17 protein-coding genes are annotated in these 15,514 nt (G+C 40.1%); 13 read left to right on the forward strand and 4 right to left on the reverse strand.

Going from position 1 to position 15,514, the window contains the following annotated elements; genetic code table 11:
* The 3 genes from AB3G38_RS23595 (at position 1) to AB3G38_RS23605 (ending at position 3,144) form a co-directional block, all read left to right on the forward strand.
* A complete protein-coding gene (locus tag AB3G38_RS23595; RefSeq protein ID WP_367866146.1) occupies positions 1-1,020 on the forward strand; it encodes a PfkB family carbohydrate kinase in 1,020 nt (339 codons plus the stop codon).
* A complete protein-coding gene (locus AB3G38_RS23600; RefSeq protein WP_367866147.1) occupies positions 1,010-1,669 on the forward strand; it encodes a bifunctional 4-hydroxy-2-oxoglutarate aldolase/2-dehydro-3-deoxy-phosphogluconate aldolase in 660 nt (219 codons plus the stop codon). Before AB3G38_RS23595 ends, AB3G38_RS23600 begins: the two co-directional genes overlap by 11 nt.
* Before the next feature lie 101 nt (positions 1,670-1,770).
* A complete protein-coding gene (locus AB3G38_RS23605; RefSeq protein WP_367866148.1) occupies positions 1,771-3,144 on the forward strand; it encodes an MFS transporter in 1,374 nt (457 codons plus the stop codon).
* 61 nt (positions 3,145-3,205) lie between these two features.
* Here AB3G38_RS23605 and AB3G38_RS23610 read toward each other — a convergent pair whose 3' ends face one another.
* Positions 3,206-4,402, reverse strand: coding sequence for an alginate lyase family protein (locus AB3G38_RS23610; RefSeq protein ID WP_367866149.1), 1,197 nt, complete (start codon positions 4,400-4,402; stop codon positions 3,206-3,208).
* Positions 4,403-4,474: 72 nt separating this feature from the next.
* Positions 4,475-5,314 carry a siderophore-interacting protein gene (locus AB3G38_RS23615; protein WP_367866150.1) on the reverse strand — a complete coding sequence of 280 codons (840 nt, stop codon included), beginning with the start codon at positions 5,312-5,314 and terminating at the stop codon, positions 4,475-4,477.
* A gap of 220 nt (positions 5,315-5,534) precedes the next feature.
* On the opposite strand from AB3G38_RS23615, the gene AB3G38_RS23620 reads away from it, so the two are divergent.
* The 5 genes from AB3G38_RS23620 (at position 5,535) to AB3G38_RS23640 (ending at position 9,413) form a co-directional block, all read left to right on the forward strand.
* The gene (locus AB3G38_RS23620) at positions 5,535-6,017 is read left to right on the forward strand and encodes a hypothetical protein (protein WP_367866151.1); all 483 of its coding nucleotides are present in this window, start codon (positions 5,535-5,537) and stop codon (positions 6,015-6,017) included.
* A gap of 207 nt (positions 6,018-6,224) precedes the next feature.
* Entirely contained in the window at positions 6,225-6,704 is a 480-nt protein-coding gene (locus tag AB3G38_RS23625; RefSeq protein ID WP_367866152.1) for an FKBP-type peptidyl-prolyl cis-trans isomerase, read from the forward strand.
* A gap of 281 nt (positions 6,705-6,985) precedes the next feature.
* Positions 6,986-7,927 carry an ion channel gene (locus AB3G38_RS23630; protein WP_367866153.1) on the forward strand — a complete coding sequence of 314 codons (942 nt, stop codon included), beginning with the start codon at positions 6,986-6,988 and terminating at the stop codon, positions 7,925-7,927.
* A gap of 30 nt (positions 7,928-7,957) precedes the next feature.
* Positions 7,958-8,497 carry a hypothetical protein gene (locus tag AB3G38_RS23635; RefSeq protein ID WP_367866154.1) on the forward strand — a complete coding sequence of 180 codons (540 nt, stop codon included), beginning with the start codon at positions 7,958-7,960 and terminating at the stop codon, positions 8,495-8,497.
* Positions 8,498-8,657: 160 nt separating this feature from the next.
* On the forward strand, positions 8,658-9,413 hold the full coding sequence (locus AB3G38_RS23640; RefSeq protein ID WP_367866155.1) for a M57 family metalloprotease: 756 nt from the start codon (positions 8,658-8,660) through the stop codon (positions 9,411-9,413).
* Between the two features lie 100 nt (positions 9,414-9,513).
* On the opposite strand, the gene AB3G38_RS23645 is transcribed toward AB3G38_RS23640, so the two are convergent.
* Positions 9,514-10,905, reverse strand: coding sequence for an MFS transporter (locus AB3G38_RS23645; protein ID WP_367866156.1), 1,392 nt, complete (start codon positions 10,903-10,905; stop codon positions 9,514-9,516).
* A gap of 126 nt (positions 10,906-11,031) precedes the next feature.
* Between AB3G38_RS23645 and AB3G38_RS23650 the strand changes: the two genes are divergently transcribed.
* A complete protein-coding gene (locus AB3G38_RS23650; RefSeq protein WP_367866157.1) occupies positions 11,032-11,520 on the forward strand; it encodes an Lrp/AsnC family transcriptional regulator in 489 nt (162 codons plus the stop codon).
* A gap of 34 nt (positions 11,521-11,554) precedes the next feature.
* Here AB3G38_RS23650 and AB3G38_RS23655 read toward each other — a convergent pair whose 3' ends face one another.
* Complete coding sequence (locus tag AB3G38_RS23655; RefSeq protein WP_367866158.1) at positions 11,555-12,448, reverse strand: hypothetical protein; 894 nt, start codon at positions 12,446-12,448, stop codon at positions 11,555-11,557.
* Between the two features lie 206 nt (positions 12,449-12,654).
* Between AB3G38_RS23655 and AB3G38_RS23660 the strand changes: the two genes are divergently transcribed.
* Genes AB3G38_RS23660 through AB3G38_RS23675 form a run of 4 tightly spaced genes read left to right on the forward strand, consistent with a single transcriptional unit; the run spans position 12,655 to position 15,498 of the window.
* Positions 12,655-13,185: a phage tail protein gene (locus AB3G38_RS23660; protein ID WP_367866159.1), complete on the forward strand. Its 531-nt coding sequence runs from the start codon at positions 12,655-12,657 to the stop codon at positions 13,183-13,185.
* 24 nt (positions 13,186-13,209) lie between these two features.
* Complete coding sequence (locus tag AB3G38_RS23665; RefSeq protein ID WP_367866160.1) at positions 13,210-13,770, forward strand: phage tail protein; 561 nt, start codon at positions 13,210-13,212, stop codon at positions 13,768-13,770.
* 11 nt (positions 13,771-13,781) lie between these two features.
* Positions 13,782-14,342, forward strand: coding sequence for a phage tail protein (locus AB3G38_RS23670; RefSeq protein ID WP_367866161.1), 561 nt, complete (start codon positions 13,782-13,784; stop codon positions 14,340-14,342).
* A 4-nt stretch (positions 14,343-14,346) separates the two neighbouring features.
* On the forward strand, positions 14,347-15,498 hold the full coding sequence (locus tag AB3G38_RS23675; RefSeq protein ID WP_367866162.1) for an ABC transporter substrate-binding protein: 1,152 nt from the start codon (positions 14,347-14,349) through the stop codon (positions 15,496-15,498).
* The last annotated feature ends 16 nt before the right edge of the window (positions 15,499-15,514 follow it).

Consider the following 15,514-nt stretch of genomic DNA (forward strand, 5'->3'; position numbering starts at 1 on the left):
ATGGGAAAGGTACTGAATTTCGGAGAGCTGTTATTGCGGATTTGTCCGGATGCAGAAGGGAACTGGTTAAAGGAAAATAACCTGCCTTTTTTTGTGGGTGGTGCAGAGTTGAATGTGGCTACGGCGCTGGCTTTGTGGGAGATACCTTCCGCTTATCTGACTGCGTTACCTGATAATTCTTTAACAGAACAATTGGTAAACTATGTGAAGGGCTTAAACATTGACACATCCGCGATTCAATATACTGGTGAGCGGGTAGGTTTATACTATTTGCACCAGGGTAAAGACCTTAAAAATGCAGGGGTGATTTATGACCGCGGTGGTTCTTCGTTCGCAACTTTACAAACAGGAACGATCAACTGGGATGTTGTTTTGAAAGATGTTTCCTGGTTCCATTTTAGTGCGATCTGTCCTGCGGTAAGTTTAGCGGCAGCTGAGGTTTGCCTGGAAGCTTTAAAAGAAGCGTCAGCAAGAAATATCACGATTTCGGTCGATCTCAACTACAGAGCTAAACTCTGGAAGTATGGTAAAGAGCCTGTGGATATTTTACCAGATTTAGTGCAGTACTGCGATGTGGTGATGGGGAATTTATGGGCTGCCGAAAAAATGCTGGGTATCCCTGTCCCTGAAGGCCTGGCAGAGGCAGATCAGAAAGAACTTTATTTACAGCAATCGGCAGTAAGTTCGAAAGAAATGATTACCAGATTTCCTAAGTGTAAGGTCGTTGCCAATACTTTTCGCTTTGATGAAAAAGAAGGAGTAAAGTATTACTCTACTTTATTTTCGGAGGATAAGTTATTGGTGTCAAAGCAATATTCAGCAAAAAATATAATCAATAAGGTAGGGAGCGGAGACTGTTATATGGCGGGTTTGATCTATGGGTTCTACCAGGATAAGCCGGCAGAAGAAATACTGGAATTTGCTACAGCTGCTGCGTTCTCCAAGCTCTTTGTGGAAGGAGATGCGACCACAGTTGAAGCCGGCCGGGTTAAAGAAAAAGTAAGAAATTATGAAGACTAGAGAAAGTTCTTTAAAAGCTATAACTGAACAGGGTTTATTGCCTTTGTTTTTTTACGAAGATGCAGAGGTGAGTTTAGCAATCATCCGGACTTTGTATAAATCCGGAATCCGGGTATTGGAGTATACGAACAGGGGATTTGCTGCATTGGCAAATTTTCGCTTCCTGATTCATGCGATCGGGATTGAGATGAAAGATCTTCACCTGGGGATCGGAACAATTAAGAATACAGAAGAGGCGAGCGCTTTTATCAAAGCTGGTGCACATTTTATTGTTTGTCCGGTTGTGGATGCTGAAGTGGGTAAACTGGCGCATGATGCAGGTTTATTATGGATTCCGGGTTGTTTTACGCCAACGGAGATTAATATTGCACATCAATTGAATGCAGGAATTATTAAACTTTTTCCGGCAAATGTACTGGGGCCTGTTTATGTATCTGCTGTGAAAGAGGTATTTCCCGGACAGCTTTTTATTCCGACAGGCGGGGTAGAAATTGAAGAAGAAAATATGACTAAATGGTTTAAATCAGGTGTTTGTGCGGTAGGTATGGGAAGCAAACTGATCAGTAAAGAAATCCTGGAAACCAAAGATTATAATGAATTAGCTATACGTACTAAAAAAACTATTGAAATGGTGAAAGCCACGCGATAAACTGGTGGAAGCCATTTGATAAAAGATTGAAAACCATCTTTATTAAATGGTAAAAGCCAACCGATAAAAATGATCAACCAAACCAACCAAAACCAAATATAATGAAAGAAGCCCGAATGAGCAATTACCGTTGGACGGTCTGTGCCCTGTTGTTTTTTGCTACGACAGTGAATTATCTTGACCGTCAGGTACTTAGTCTGCTGCATTCGCGGTTAGAGGCGGAGTTTAACTGGACAAATAGTGACTATGCAAATATTACTTCGGCTTTTCAGCTTGTTTATGCGATCTCCATGCTTTTTGCAGGCAGGATTGTAGACCGCCTGGGTACTAAATGGGGTTATACGCTTGCTTTGGTTGTCTGGTCTTTAGGGGCTATTTTGCATGCTAAAGCTATTCCGGTTGGTCATGGACTGGCCACAATGTTAGGTTTCATTGGAATTACAGGTGTTTCTGTTTCTGTACTGGGTTTTATCTTTTCCAGGGCAGTTTTAGGCTTTGGTGAATCCGGTAATTTTCCTGCTGCCATTAAAGCTACGGCAGAATACTTCCCTAAAAAAGAACGTTCTCTGGCAACTGGGATCTTTAATTCAGGAGCCAATGTAGGTGCGGTATTAGCACCGCTTACAGTTCCCTGGATTGCCCATACCTGGGGCTGGGAATCCGCATTCCTGATTATTGGTGCGGTAGGTTTTTTATGGCTGATCTTCTGGTTTATATTTTATGAGAAGCCGGAAAAGCAAAAGCGCTTATCAAAAGCTGAACTGGATTATATTTTATGTGACCCTGATCAGCAGGCTATCGTCCCATCTCCAACAACTGAAGCAGCGGAAAAAGTTTCATGGGTTAAATTGTTAAAGTACAGACAAACCTGGGCTTTCAGTTTGGGTAAGTTTATGACTGATGGTGTATGGTGGTTTTTTCTGTTCTGGTTGCCTTCTTATTTAAAGGTGCAGTATGGAATGGGTGATACAGCGATTATGATTCCTTTAGCGGTGTTATATAGCATGACCATGATTGGAAGTGTTGGCGGGGGATGGTTCCCGATGTACTTTATGAAAAAAGGATATGCGCCTTATGATGGCAGGATGAAAGCAATGTTGATTATTGCCTTATTTCCTTTAGTGGTATTGGCTGCGCAGCCTTTAGGGCATATCAGTGTATGGATTCCTGTAATTTTGATTGGAATAGGGGCTTCGGCGCATCAGGCATGGTCAGCGAATATCTTTACAACGGTTTCAGATATGTTCCCTAAAAAAGCAATAGGCTCGGTGATTGGAATTGGTGGAATGGCAGGAGGTTTAGGGGGTGTATTTATGTCTAAGCTTGGCGGTTCACTTTTTGATCATTACAAGGCTTTAGGGCATACGCAAACTGGTTATACGGTCATGTTTACGATTTGTGCGGTTGCTTATATTCTGGCCTGGACAGTGATGAAAATCTTAGTGCCGAAATACAGACCAATTAATGATTTGTAAAATTATTAATTTTTAGAAAAAGCCCTTGATCTTTATCAGATTAAGAGCTTTTTCTTAGCGTTCAGGGTTTATAGAGCAGATCGGTTAACTGCGTGTCTTTATCTTTTGGTATAGCTTCAGCCTGTTTGAAATAAGCGTCATTTTTGTAGGCTGTACCTGCCAGTATCAATAATCTGTAAAGTTCGCTGGTATGGTATGGAATGATTTGTTTGCGGTCTTTTGCTTTTTGATCCATACCGTATGGAATCAGCCAGTCGAGTGCTTTGTGTATACTTTTTCCGTCTGAAGTTTGATAGTTCCACACCTCAATGCCAGCATGTTTTCCTAATAAAGCAAGGTTAAACCACCCATCATTCAAATTCATCGTACTATAACTATAGGCTTTTGTTCTGGCAAGTTCCAGTGGCTGTTCACCTGCCGGGGTAAGCTGGACAGCTATTCTTTCCAGACTTGCTGTTATAGTCTTTCTGGCCAGTTCTTTCTGGTCTGTAAATAATGCATAAGATACAACCTGCGTATCGTAAATAGTACCGTGGTTGTTTTTGGATCTATGTTCATCTTTCCCGTTTTTACTGGTTAACATCCAGTCCAGGTATTGTTTATACCAGCTTTTAATCCCTTCAGTTTGTTTTGAAGTGATTGATTTTGAACTGGCCAGGATTCCCATCCAGTCGGCTAGTTCTACTAAGGAACGGCTTTCAATAATACCAATACCCCGGCCATCGTTTACGCCCGGTATAGCTTGTGCGTAATTCAGATTTGGGTTCATTTTTGTTTCGGGTGCAATGAACCAGACGTTCAGCAACTCACTGGCTTTTAAAGCATACTTTTCCTGTCCTGTAAAGTAATAGGCGAGCGCTAAGAATTGACATTGTTCCGTGAGGTTGTGCAGAAATACTGCATCGGTTATTTGGTGAATAGCAGGATTACGTTCCCCGTCTTTTCTGATATAGGGTGTTCCGTCTGCTTTGGAAGGATCAGGCCAGAAATATGGAGCCTGGCTCATATAGTCATGTTTTGATCCGCTTGGCGGGGTTGACGATTTATCCATCACAGATTGGGGCTTTGCGGCAAGGAAAATATCCGCTTTGCGGATCACCAGGTCTACCAGGGGCTTTATTGTCTTATCCTTTTGCTGATAAGCTGCTTTCTTCGCTTTGAGCTGGTCAGCATTGATTAAAAATAGTTTGGGCGTTTGCGCGAAAGATAGCTGGCCATATAAGACAGCGAGGATCATATAAAAAAACTTCTTCATCATCAAGATAAGATTTAGTTACGTTTGAATGAATGGAAGTCAAATGTAACTAAATCTTATACAAACAAATATTCCTTATTTTTCTTCGTGATGTTCTGCACGGCGTGCTTTGACTGAACCGTCTTCGCTTGCGCCGTATTTCCAGTAAGCGTAGGCATATAATTCACTTTGATTCCAATTTTGTTCTTTGCGCAGGAATTGACGGATGTCTTTTACAGTTGAAAATTCGGCCGCCGCATAGCCAAAACGAGTAGTGTGATGCTGTTCAGGTATTTTAACAGTACGTACGGCATCAGCCAGGAGCGTATTTTCTCCGGGATGTGTATTGTAAATCCAGTTGAGCTGAATGTCTGCCTCGGTTTTTAATTCCTGCTCGTCTTCTTTTGCAGGTATTTCAATATAGGCAACGCCTGTTGCGGTAGCTGGAAGGGTTTCCAGTATAGCAGCAATAACTGGTATTCCGGTAGAATCGGCTGCCAGCAAATACCAATCTGCTTTTGGGTAGAGTATGGATTCTTTTGCTTTCATCAGGATGCCCAGGATATCTCCTGGTTTAGCATGGATTGCCCATGCCGAAGCAGGGCCGCTTTCTCCGTGTGCAGCAAAGTCTATGGTCATTTCCTTCTTTTCCAGATCGATAGCTCTGTGGGTATAAGTCCTGATGACTGGTTTTAAGTGTTCTGGTGTGTGAGACCATTCTCCGGTACTGTAGTTGAAATCAGGAAAATGGATTTCGTTGACTCCTGCCGGAGGGATAAAGATTTTATTATTTATTCCTGGGGTCGTCTCTGCAAAAAGAGGTACATCATCTCCGGTAAGGGTGATGCGAATATAATTGGGGGTGAGATACACCTTGGTTTTTACGGCTAATACTCCGCGGACAATGGCAGGTAATTCTTTTTTTGTTTCACTCATCGTAGCTTTCTTTGTTTACTGCGGGTAAAGATATGTTATTTGTAATCTTTCTAAATAATCAAAAGTAGCTATGACAAAGGAATTACATTAAGGGTTTTCGCTAAAACACTGGATCTGGGTTTTAAATTGCCTACTCCTTCTGTGGTTGTTTTAATGGCTGGTAGTCTACATCTGCTAAATGTCATTTCACGTAAATGTTTTGAACCTATAAACCAAAACCATGAAAACACGTGAAATGATATCAGCAATGGTCAAAGCAGAAAATAAGGCAATAGCATGGAAAGCAAGACATGGTTTAAATATTTTGCGTGTCTCATTAGGGCTGATCTTTATATGGTTTGGTATACTCAAATTTTTCCCGGGTGTAAGCGCGGCTGAGGTAATAGCAGGGCGAACGATAGAAAAATTAACTTTTGGTCTTATTCTTCCTCCGGTTTCATTACCTGTTCTTGCGGTGTGGGAATGTATTATTGGGTTTGGATTAATCTCTAAAAAATGGCTGGGCCTGACTTTATTATTGCTTTATTTCCAGATGATAGGGACTTTTCTTCCTTTGTTGTTTTTTCCGGGTGAAACTTTTGTACATAGTTTGCTTGTTCCTACATTATTAGGCCAATATATCATTAAAAATATTGTACTGCTTTCTGGCGGCGTTGTGATAGGGGCAACTGTGAAAACCAGAAATACGGATGCAGAATCTTAACGGAGATTTCCATCAGGAGCATGAATTCATTAAAGGTTCATCAAAGAATGGGGTTTGAGGTGATTGGTACTTACAGCGATGAAAAGGAGCTGTGGAACTTAGTAGCCTGGAACCTTGGGGAATGAGTTGATTTAATACCGCGTTTTTTCTTTAGAATTTGCTTAAACTTTTTAGTGAATCACTAAAATAAATTTACATTTGCATCAGATGATAAAGATTAAACACCTCATAGTATTACTTGTTTGTACAGTAACCGCGTTTACATCCTGCAAGAAAAAAGAAACTTATGACCCTGATCCGCAATTCAGGGCAGATACTACAGCCATAAGAGCTTTTGTAGTTGCCAATAAAATCCCTGCAGTTAAAGATCCTGCAACGGGAGTATTCTATCAGATTATAACTCCTGGATCAGGAACTGTTAAAATCAATAACTCTACTACTGTTACGGTTAATTATACAGGCCGTTTCCTGAGTGGTAATGTTTTTGATCAGAGTAACGGAACACCAATATCTTTTCCATTGGGTGGTGTGATTACCGGATGGCAGATTGGAGTACCTTTTATTCAGCCTGGTGGTCGTATCCGTTTAATTATTCCTTCTGTTTTAGGTTATGGAAATGCAGACAAAGGACCTATTCCGGCAAATTCCATATTAGATTTTACTATTGATTTGATAAGTGCTAAATAAGTAATTACAATTATAATATTTGAGGCCACTGTTTATGGAAATAGACAGTGGCTTTTTTATTTTTCATTAGCAGTAGGGGTATTGATTCGTAACGGCGTCTTATGGGAATAAAAGACACAAATAAACTATTATGATAGTAGAATCAAGTAAAAATGCCCTGTTCATCATTATCGCGGGAGTAATCATTGCATCAATGGTTGTTTTAATTGGTGGCTAAAAGACAGCTATTAAACTATTGATTTTAGAATACGCTGAATTTTCATTAAAATTAGGTGGAAATTATGGCGCTATTTAAACGTAAATCACAAATTGACGATGATCTGGGATTCGGTACGCAACCAATCCTTGGAGATCAGCGAATGATGAATACCGATGGGTCTTCCAATATAAAACGTATTGGTTTGCCATTAATCAGGACATCAGATACCTACAACTGGCTGATCTCTATGACCTGGAAGAAATTCCTGTTCATCCTGCTGATTGCTTATTTGCTGGTTAACATACTTTTCGCTTCTTTATACGTTTTAATTGGTATTGAACATCTTAAAGGAGCTGGTGGAATTACACCAAGAGATCATTTTTTTGATGCATTCTTCTTTTCAGCACAGACTATTTCTACTGTCGGTTATGGACATATTAGTCCTGATGGCTTTTTGACGAGCTGTCTGGCTGCATTTGAGTCTATGCTCGGCCTGCTGGCCTTTGCATTGGCAACGGGTTTGTTATATGGACGGTTTTCGCGGCCAACGGCTAAAGTTATTTACAGTGAAAATATGGTGATAGCTCCTTATAAGGAAATCAAAGGGCTGATGTTCAGACTGGCCAATTTAAGAAATAACCAGCTGATAGAAATAGAAGCGCAGGTTGTGCTTTCTTATAATGAAATGATAGGAGATCAAAAGAAAAGGCGGTTTTATCCTTTAGAATTGGAACGGTCAAAAATCGGCTTGCTGACGATGAGCTGGACAGTAGTTCATCCTATTGATGAAAATAGCCCGTTGTATCATAAAACTGCAGCGGATTTAGCGGAGGCTGAAGTAGAAATACTGGTTTTACTAAAAGCTTTTGATGATACTTTTTCTCAGACTGTACATACCCGGACTTCTTATAAGGATGAAAATATCATTCACCAGGCGAGATTCGTAACTATTTTTTCCCGTGATAGTAATGGTCAGCTCATGCTGGATCTTTCAAAGATAGGAAGTATGGAAATGCTGGATTAAATTCATAGCTTAGTTAAAAAACATAACCCTATGAAAACTTCTTATCTAATGTATTTATTAATCATTTTGGCAATACCTTCTTGTAAAATGAAAAAAGCAGCGGTACAGCACGTTGCAGCATCAGATTCTTTTATGCCGATGCAGATCGGAAATAAATGGTCTCACAGTGCAAGTTCCTACACGGAAATCCAGGACACCGTAAGGATTGGCAAAAAACTTTATTATAAGTTCTATTCTTTGGTTGGCGGAGATGCAGTGGATACCAAATATCTGAGAATAGATGAGCATAATCAGTTACTGGAAGGTTATCCTGATCAGCCTGGATTGGTTTACACACATGCGAAGTTTAATGCCAATGTGAATGATGTATTTTTTACTTTGAATGATAAAAGTACAAACGATTACCAGGTTAAATTAGTGGAAAAAACTGCTGATAAAAGAACTTTTGAGTTCGATATGGTGAACCAGCCTAATTTAAAAGGCAGTACGCACAGGGTGAGCTATCTTAAAGGTGTCGGGTTGGATGATGGCTGGAAAAATATAAAAGTAAATGGGAAAATTATTAAGTAATATTTTTTGTCAGGCTATATAAATTGGGTTTCTGATTTAATATAGCCTTTTTAAAAGCGTGTATTTTTAACACTTATTTAAAATAAATATCAAAAAAGTTACATTAATAAATGAATGTTCTGTATATTGTATTGTTACGATCTACCTAACACTCAACCCTATGAACAAAAATTTGAAAAACTTCACTTTCATTGCGCTGGCCGCAATAGTGATCGCATCGTGTTCTAAAACCAAAGAAACACCTGTAGCTCCTGATCCTCTAACTGAGAAAACTGAAAAGGTATTATCCTATATTCAGAGTCTTGGGTTTCCTTCCTCAGCTATTGTTGAAAATGGAGATCACTATGTGGTGGAAGAAGATATTATCTTCCCGAAAAACATGGTTATACCTGCTGGTCAGCCAAAAACTGAGCAGTATTATACAGGTAGCCTGGTTAATGCGACTAATAAGAGAAATATACGCGTAAAAGTCGATGCTTCTATGACAAGTATGAATGCTGAAGTAACTTCTGCAATTAATCAGTGGAATGCGATCAGTGGATCTACTGTTCGTTTTTCAATAGTTACAGGCACTAGTTATGACATCCTGATCAAAGATGAAAATCTTGGTAATGGTGTTTGCGGTCAGGGAACATTTCCTTCTGGCGGTGCTGCTGGTAACTTAATTAAAATTAACAAGGCCTATATTGCTGCAAATAGTTTTGCTCAGCGTCAAAGAACAATTACACATGAACTGGGCCACAATATTTCATTAAGACATACAAACTGGTCTGCTATTGGAGAAGGCTCTGCCACAGCTGTACCAGGAGTTGGCGGAACAGATGCTGGATCATTGATGAATGGTGGTCAGTGTAATTCAGGTTCTACTGTATTATCTACAAAAGATAAACAAGCAACTGTTGCTTTATATCCATAATAATTAACTAAAAAATAACCTAAGATCGTAACTTAGCCAGGATAGATGACTTTGATATAAGCGCATCTATCCTGTTTAAGAAATTATTTACAGTGTTGTACTATTTGGAAATTTGTACAGTGCTTTTAGCAGTAGTACTTTGATTTCTGATGAAAACGATTAACCAGCTCAAACCAATAAAAGCATATACACCCAGAATTACAATCGAAAGCGGGGTCACAGAAGCGGTCACGTTTTGACTGGTCATAAATAACGTCAGGATCGATAGCCCTATTCCGGCACCAAGAAAATACGAGGTGGTAGCCAGACTTGAAGCTAAACCATAATGCTGGCTCGGGATATCCTGAATGGAAAGTACCGACAAACCAGTATAACTGATTGTGATTCCCAATCCTGAAGCAAATGCCGCAGCTAGCAGAACTAAAATTAAAGAGTGACCTGTCATCAGAGAAGCTGCGAGCAAAACTGCGCTGATTAACATCATCGTCATTCCCAGAAAGCCTGTTCGGGCTATATTCAGTTTTTTCATAATTGCAGGTAAAGCAAATTTAGCAACCAGTGCAGATAGGATACTGAAGGGCACGAGTAGTAAACCGGATTTGGCAGCACTGAAATTCATGTCTTTTTGAAGCAGTAATGAAATGATAAACAGATAACCTGTCCAAAAAGAACCCAGCAGAAAGAAGACCCCATTTGCGGTAACAACTGTTGGAGAACGGAAAATTGATAAATCAATCAGAGGATTTTTTAGTGTGGTCAAACGGGTAAATAATACCTTCATGCAAATGATGATGGCGATGGCCAGGCCGGGTAATAATAAATAGTGTTTTTGAAAATTACCGAGTTCATGTACACCGTAACTGAGCATTAACAAGGCGGCAACTAATATAAAACCTGAGATAAGGTCTGGTGAGTTCTTTTTGTTACGCGGACTATCTGCATCCAGGTAATACCAGGAACTGAAAATAACAATAGCGAGAATAGGTACGTTAATCAGGAAAACCCAGTGCCAGCCCCAGTAGGTGCTGATGATGCCGCCTATAGACAAGCCGCTGCCTGATCCTATGGCTGCAAAAGAGCTGAAAATCCCTATGGCTTTACTACGTTCAGTCTTTTCTGTGAAGGTATGGGTAACAATGGAAAGTGCTGAAGGCATAATTAATGCGGCGGCTAAACCTTGTACCGCACGGTAAAAAGCGAGTATGGCAAAGGAAGCTGAAAGTCCGGCACCCAAAGAGGTCAGCAGAAACAGGGAGGCGCCAATCATAAAAATCTTTTTTCTGCCGATGATATCAGCTAGTTTTCCTCCGATAATCAGGAAACCTCCATAAAGTAATACGTAAAGTGTTTGCAGCCATTGCACCTGATCATTACTGATATTGAATTGTGCTTGTATAGAGGGGATGGTCAGATTAATAATTGCGATATCGAGTGCTTCTACAAAAATACCCATCGAAGCAATGATAAGGATAAGGTTCTTTTTTGAAATCATATAATAGTGTTGTTCTGTCAAAGGTATTTATATAGAATAGATTATAGAAATGATAATAAATATTCAGTACAAATACATTATTTTTGTATCTTTAAAAGAACAGATTGATTGTTTGATACATGAATTATGACAAATACAGAACAGCCGGAAAAGACTTCCGTAACCTTAGATGCGAAAGACTATGAAATCCTGAGATTACTGGAAGAAAATGCCAAGCTTACGGTCAGGGAAATAGCTGCGCTTATTCATCTGAGCCCAACGCCAACTCATGAGCGGATTAAGCGAATGGAGAAGAGTGGGGTAATTAAACAGTATGCAGCTATCCTGAACAGGCAGTTGGTAGGGAAAGGAATGATTGTTCTTTGTATGATCACTTTGAAAGAACATAATAAGAGATCGGGTGCGATTTTTATTAAAGCGATGCTGGAGTTTAAGGAAATTGTAGAATGTTATAATATCTCTGGAGATTTTGATTTTATGGTCAAAATCGTAGCAGAAAGTATGGAAGATTACCATAATTTCTTTGTCAATAAACTGGGAGAAGTGAAAGGCATAGGGCAAACCAAGAGCATTTTCGTCATGGCTGCCGTTAAAGAAACCCATCAGCTGATTTAGCTGACGGGTTTCTTTGTAAATGAGCTATTGCTGTTTAACAAAGCTGGCCTGCAGGGTTAGCCAGATGCCTGGTTTCTGCAAAGAATTTTTGTTTGTTTTTGAATTCAAATACCAGCTTGCCCATCGTTAAACCTTGCGGAACAGGGTGTCCGATAAAGACCTCATGTCCGGTTATATTTTTTCTGATTATGGTATGGTTTTGTTTGCTTTCACTACCGGAACCAATAATAAAATCAATAGCTTCAGATTGTTCTGCCAGTACAATATTGCCAGCTATATTGCCTTTTTCCTGGTAATCAAGGCCAGACAGGCAAACGACAAATTCACAGCCCATGTTGTTTTTAAGGTGTTTTGCAGTTTGGTTTGCTTTTTTGACCGGATCATGAAAGCCGATTCCGCTTATTTCCGGACCTACTCCGGTAATACCAATTTTGAACTTACCAAAATTAATAATTTGCCATGGCTTTACAGCCGCTGCCAGTTTAAGATCATTAAATGCATAATTGCAGTTTACCAGGCAGAAGTTCATGGTGTCTGATAATTTGGCGAGATGAGCTTCACCATAACTCAGGTCTTGTGGCGATGGCATGCTGGTGTGGTAGCCAGTTTTATTCATAGCCTCAATGACTGCATCATGATGAGTGATGTCCTGATCAGCTCCTAAAAAGTTTCCGGCATCTAAAATCAGGCCTCCGGTATCCTGATTATTGAGCAGCTTGTTTAAGTTGTTGATACCTCCGGATTCTTTTGAACCGTTATGGATCTGACCATTCAGTTGACTGCTGTAGTAAATGATCACGTTTTTACCAGAAGCGTGCAATGTAGCAGCGGTCTTACTTAAATTAGCAAAGGAGCTGATTGGTTTGCTGAGTAGGGTAGCAGTTGCTACAAGGGTAGTGTTTTTGAGAAACGACCTTCGGTTTGACATAGCGTTAATTTTAAGAGCGCCATAAACTTAGATAAATTATATTGTCATTTCCAAGTCAGACAAAAAAAATAAAAAAATATTGTATTTGTAAAAAAATAAACTAATTTTATCACACAAATAACAATATTTGAAAAATCTGATTATTCTAGCCAGCTACTTAACGTAAAAAAAAACGCTCATCACTATTCTTTTAATCCGCTCTCAAAATGGATGAATATCTTGGCTCTATAGTCATATTTTCTTTTGGATTTGCTCCAAGAAACTTCGCTTTATGTAATGGGCAAATGATGTCTGTTCAACAAAATCAGGCGCTGTTTTCCCTACTGGGTACAACCTATGGAGGAAATGGTCAAACCACTTTTGCTTTACCTGATTTTAGAGGTAAAGCTCCTGTTCATGTAGGTAATGGATTTACACTGGGCCTAACCGGCGGTGAAGAATCACACACACTTAATCTGAACGAAATTCCGCAACATAACCATACTTTGGGTTCAGGTTATGTTAAAGCAAAAACAGGTGCAACAAATGCGAATAAGTTAACCCCTGAGGGAAATTATTATGCAGCAAACCCTGCTTTAACTGGCAGGTTCAGTAACCAGACTGATACGGGGATGTATAATAACGCACCTTTCAATACTCAGGTTATCGGTGCTGGACAGGCTCATGAAAACAGAATGCCTTTTCTGGTATTGAATTACTGTATTTGTTTGTCGGGAAACTTTCCTTCAAGAAATTAATTAAACAACTTAATCTAAATTATTATGTCTGTTAGCGTTGAACCCTATCTTGGGGAAATTGGTTTAGTTGGCTTTAATTTTCCACCAAGAGGTTGGGCAACCTGTGATGGTCAATTAATGTCGATCTCTCAAAATACTGCTCTTTTTTCTTTGTTGGGAACTACTTATGGAGGGGACGGACGGGTAACTTTCGGACTCCCGAATCTTCTGGGTTCAACTCCTATAGGAGTTGGGCAGGGCCCGGGACTCACTAACCGCAATCGCGGGGAACGTTCAGGAACAAAGTCTATAACACTTTTACTGAATGAAATGCCTGCGCATACGCACGCTTTAGGGGCAGGACTTAAAACAGGTGCGCCACCAACTACAGCGAATGCAGTTGCCAGCTTACCGGCCACAGCAACGGGTACAGATTTCCTGTATGCGGATACAGCAAGTCCTGCAGCTTATATGGCACCGCTCGCAGTTAACCTGGATACACAGACCAGCATACTGGGTGGGAATCAGCCACATACTAATATGCAGCCTTATTTGACGGTGTTATTCGTTATTGCATTACAAGGCATTTTTCCTCAACGACAATAAATTATAAAACTATGTCAGCATCACAACCATATATAGGTGAAATAACAATCTTTGGTGGTAATTTTGCCCCTCTGGGGTGGGCATTTTGCGATGGCAGCTTATTGGCCATTTCAGAAAACGATACCTTATTTAATTTAATCGGCACCACTTATGGCGGCGATGGGCAGAACACTTTTGCTGTGCCTGATTTAAGAGGCCGCGTACCTATTCATATGGGTACAAATCCGCAATCAGGTACAAATTATGTGGTTGGCCAGATGGCAGGGGTAGAAAGTGTAACTTTAGTACCTAATCAACTTCCTGCGCATGCGCATGTTGTAACCGGAGAACTGAATATGAAAGTCAGGGCAAATGATCCTGATAACCAGCCTTCTCCTGTGGACAATGGAATCGCAATTGCTCCTGGAAAGCGTTACTTCAGCCGTACACCAACAGCATCGGGACTGATGCCACTGGATACCAGCATTGTATTAAGCGGGGCTGGTAATAGCCAGGCTCATGATAATATGCAGCCCTATATGGCGCTGAATTTTATCATTTCGTTATCTGGTATTTATCCAACACCAGATTAAGCATATGAAAATAGGTGTACTGCTTCCGAATTCAACGACTTATCCGCTGATCTCTCCTAATTTTATGACGGGATTAAAAGGTCGTCTGGCTGACCTGGCGACCGCTCTATCACCTGAACTGTTAACTGCAAGTATTGGTTTTGGGACGGATGGAAAGCTGATGCTGAAGGAAGCAGAAGTTATGCTGCTGGATAATCAGGCAGATGTGCTCATTGTTTTTGCTGATCATCCGGTAGTGGAATGCTTATTCCCTTTAATTAATGCATTAAAAAAACTGCTGATTGTGGTCAATAGTGGTGCTAAGTATCCTCCTGTTAAAAAACAGCCCTTTGTAATTTATCATACACTCAATTATGCACTGCATTGCAGGCTGATTGGTAAACAAGCTGCTAAAGTGAGCAGTAAAGCTGTAATGGCGACTTCTTATTATGATGGAGGTTACAGCCTTTGCCATGCGTTTAGCAAAAGCTATATGGATCAGGGAAGTTCAATTGCCTTTAATTTCGTTAGTAAATTCAAAGCTGAGGAATTTGATATGGGCCCCATGACTGATTTTCTGAATGCGAATCATGATGTTCGCCATATTCTGGCTGTTTACAGCGATTTAAGTCAGGTCTTTTATGAAAAGCTTGCGATTGATTTTCCAGCAATTCCATTAAACATCTTCGTTAATCCGGCAATGCTGGAAGAACCGCATTTGCCAGAATACGGGATAACCAATAAAGAAATGTCTGTTAGTTCTTACGTGCCATGGATGCCTCAATTAACAACAGGCGGAAATATTGCTTATTGCAATGCTTTTAAAAGTAAAACCGGCCGTATACCAGATGCTATTGGTGCATTAGGATGGGATACTGGCAGCTTATTAATCAACTATATCGAGGCTTCTATAGCGAATCCACTTTTCAATACGAAACAGTTATTAAATGAACTGCTGGATATTGAAATAGAGGGTGCTAAAGGAACAATATGCATAGATAGCAATACACATCAGGTGTTTTCACCAGCATACCAGGTAAAATTGGGTGCTGGGAATCAACTGATCTTACAAGATACAGTGCCCTTAGTTGAGGTACTTCGCGAATGGACTGAAATATATGATGATCCACCTCAGGGATTAGTGTCAGGATGGATGAATACTTATATGTGCTCTTAAATAACCAAGTACAATC

This window comes from Pedobacter sp. WC2423, from assembly GCF_040822065.1.
Lineage (GTDB): Bacteria > Bacteroidota > Bacteroidia > Sphingobacteriales > Sphingobacteriaceae > Pedobacter.

Bases quoted from the DNA above. Each gene is read 5' to 3' on its own strand.
- AB3G38_RS23640 (WP_367866155.1), top strand. From the start codon at position 8,658: ATGAACAAAAATTTGAAAAACTTCACTTTCATTGCGCTGGCCGCAATA.
- AB3G38_RS23625 (WP_367866152.1), top strand. From the start codon at position 6,225: ATGATAAAGATTAAACACCTCATAGTATTACTTGTTTGTACAGTAACC.
- AB3G38_RS23635 (WP_367866154.1), top strand. From the start codon at position 7,958: ATGAAAACTTCTTATCTAATGTATTTATTAATCATTTTGGCAATACCT.
- AB3G38_RS23650 (WP_367866157.1), top strand. From the start codon at position 11,032: ATGACAAATACAGAACAGCCGGAAAAGACTTCCGTAACCTTAGATGCG.
- AB3G38_RS23610 (WP_367866149.1), bottom strand. From the start codon at position 4,402: ATGATGAAGAAGTTTTTTTATATGATCCTCGCTGTCTTATATGGCCAG.
- AB3G38_RS23665 (WP_367866160.1), top strand. From the start codon at position 13,210: ATGTCTGTTAGCGTTGAACCCTATCTTGGGGAAATTGGTTTAGTTGGC.
- AB3G38_RS23655 (WP_367866158.1), bottom strand. From the start codon at position 12,448: ATGTCAAACCGAAGGTCGTTTCTCAAAAACACTACCCTTGTAGCAACT.
- AB3G38_RS23645 (WP_367866156.1), bottom strand. From the start codon at position 10,905: ATGATTTCAAAAAAGAACCTTATCCTTATCATTGCTTCGATGGGTATT.
- AB3G38_RS23595 (WP_367866146.1), top strand. From the start codon at position 1: ATGGGAAAGGTACTGAATTTCGGAGAGCTGTTATTGCGGATTTGTCCG.
- AB3G38_RS23615 (WP_367866150.1), bottom strand. From the start codon at position 5,314: ATGAGTGAAACAAAAAAAGAATTACCTGCCATTGTCCGCGGAGTATTA.
- AB3G38_RS23605 (WP_367866148.1), top strand. From the start codon at position 1,771: ATGAAAGAAGCCCGAATGAGCAATTACCGTTGGACGGTCTGTGCCCTG.
- AB3G38_RS23620 (WP_367866151.1), top strand. From the start codon at position 5,535: ATGAAAACACGTGAAATGATATCAGCAATGGTCAAAGCAGAAAATAAG.
- AB3G38_RS23630 (WP_367866153.1), top strand. From the start codon at position 6,986: ATGGCGCTATTTAAACGTAAATCACAAATTGACGATGATCTGGGATTC.
- AB3G38_RS23675 (WP_367866162.1), top strand. From the start codon at position 14,347: ATGAAAATAGGTGTACTGCTTCCGAATTCAACGACTTATCCGCTGATC.
- AB3G38_RS23670 (WP_367866161.1), top strand. From the start codon at position 13,782: ATGTCAGCATCACAACCATATATAGGTGAAATAACAATCTTTGGTGGT.
- AB3G38_RS23660 (WP_367866159.1), top strand. From the start codon at position 12,655: ATGGATGAATATCTTGGCTCTATAGTCATATTTTCTTTTGGATTTGCT.
- AB3G38_RS23600 (WP_367866147.1), top strand. From the start codon at position 1,010: ATGAAGACTAGAGAAAGTTCTTTAAAAGCTATAACTGAACAGGGTTTA.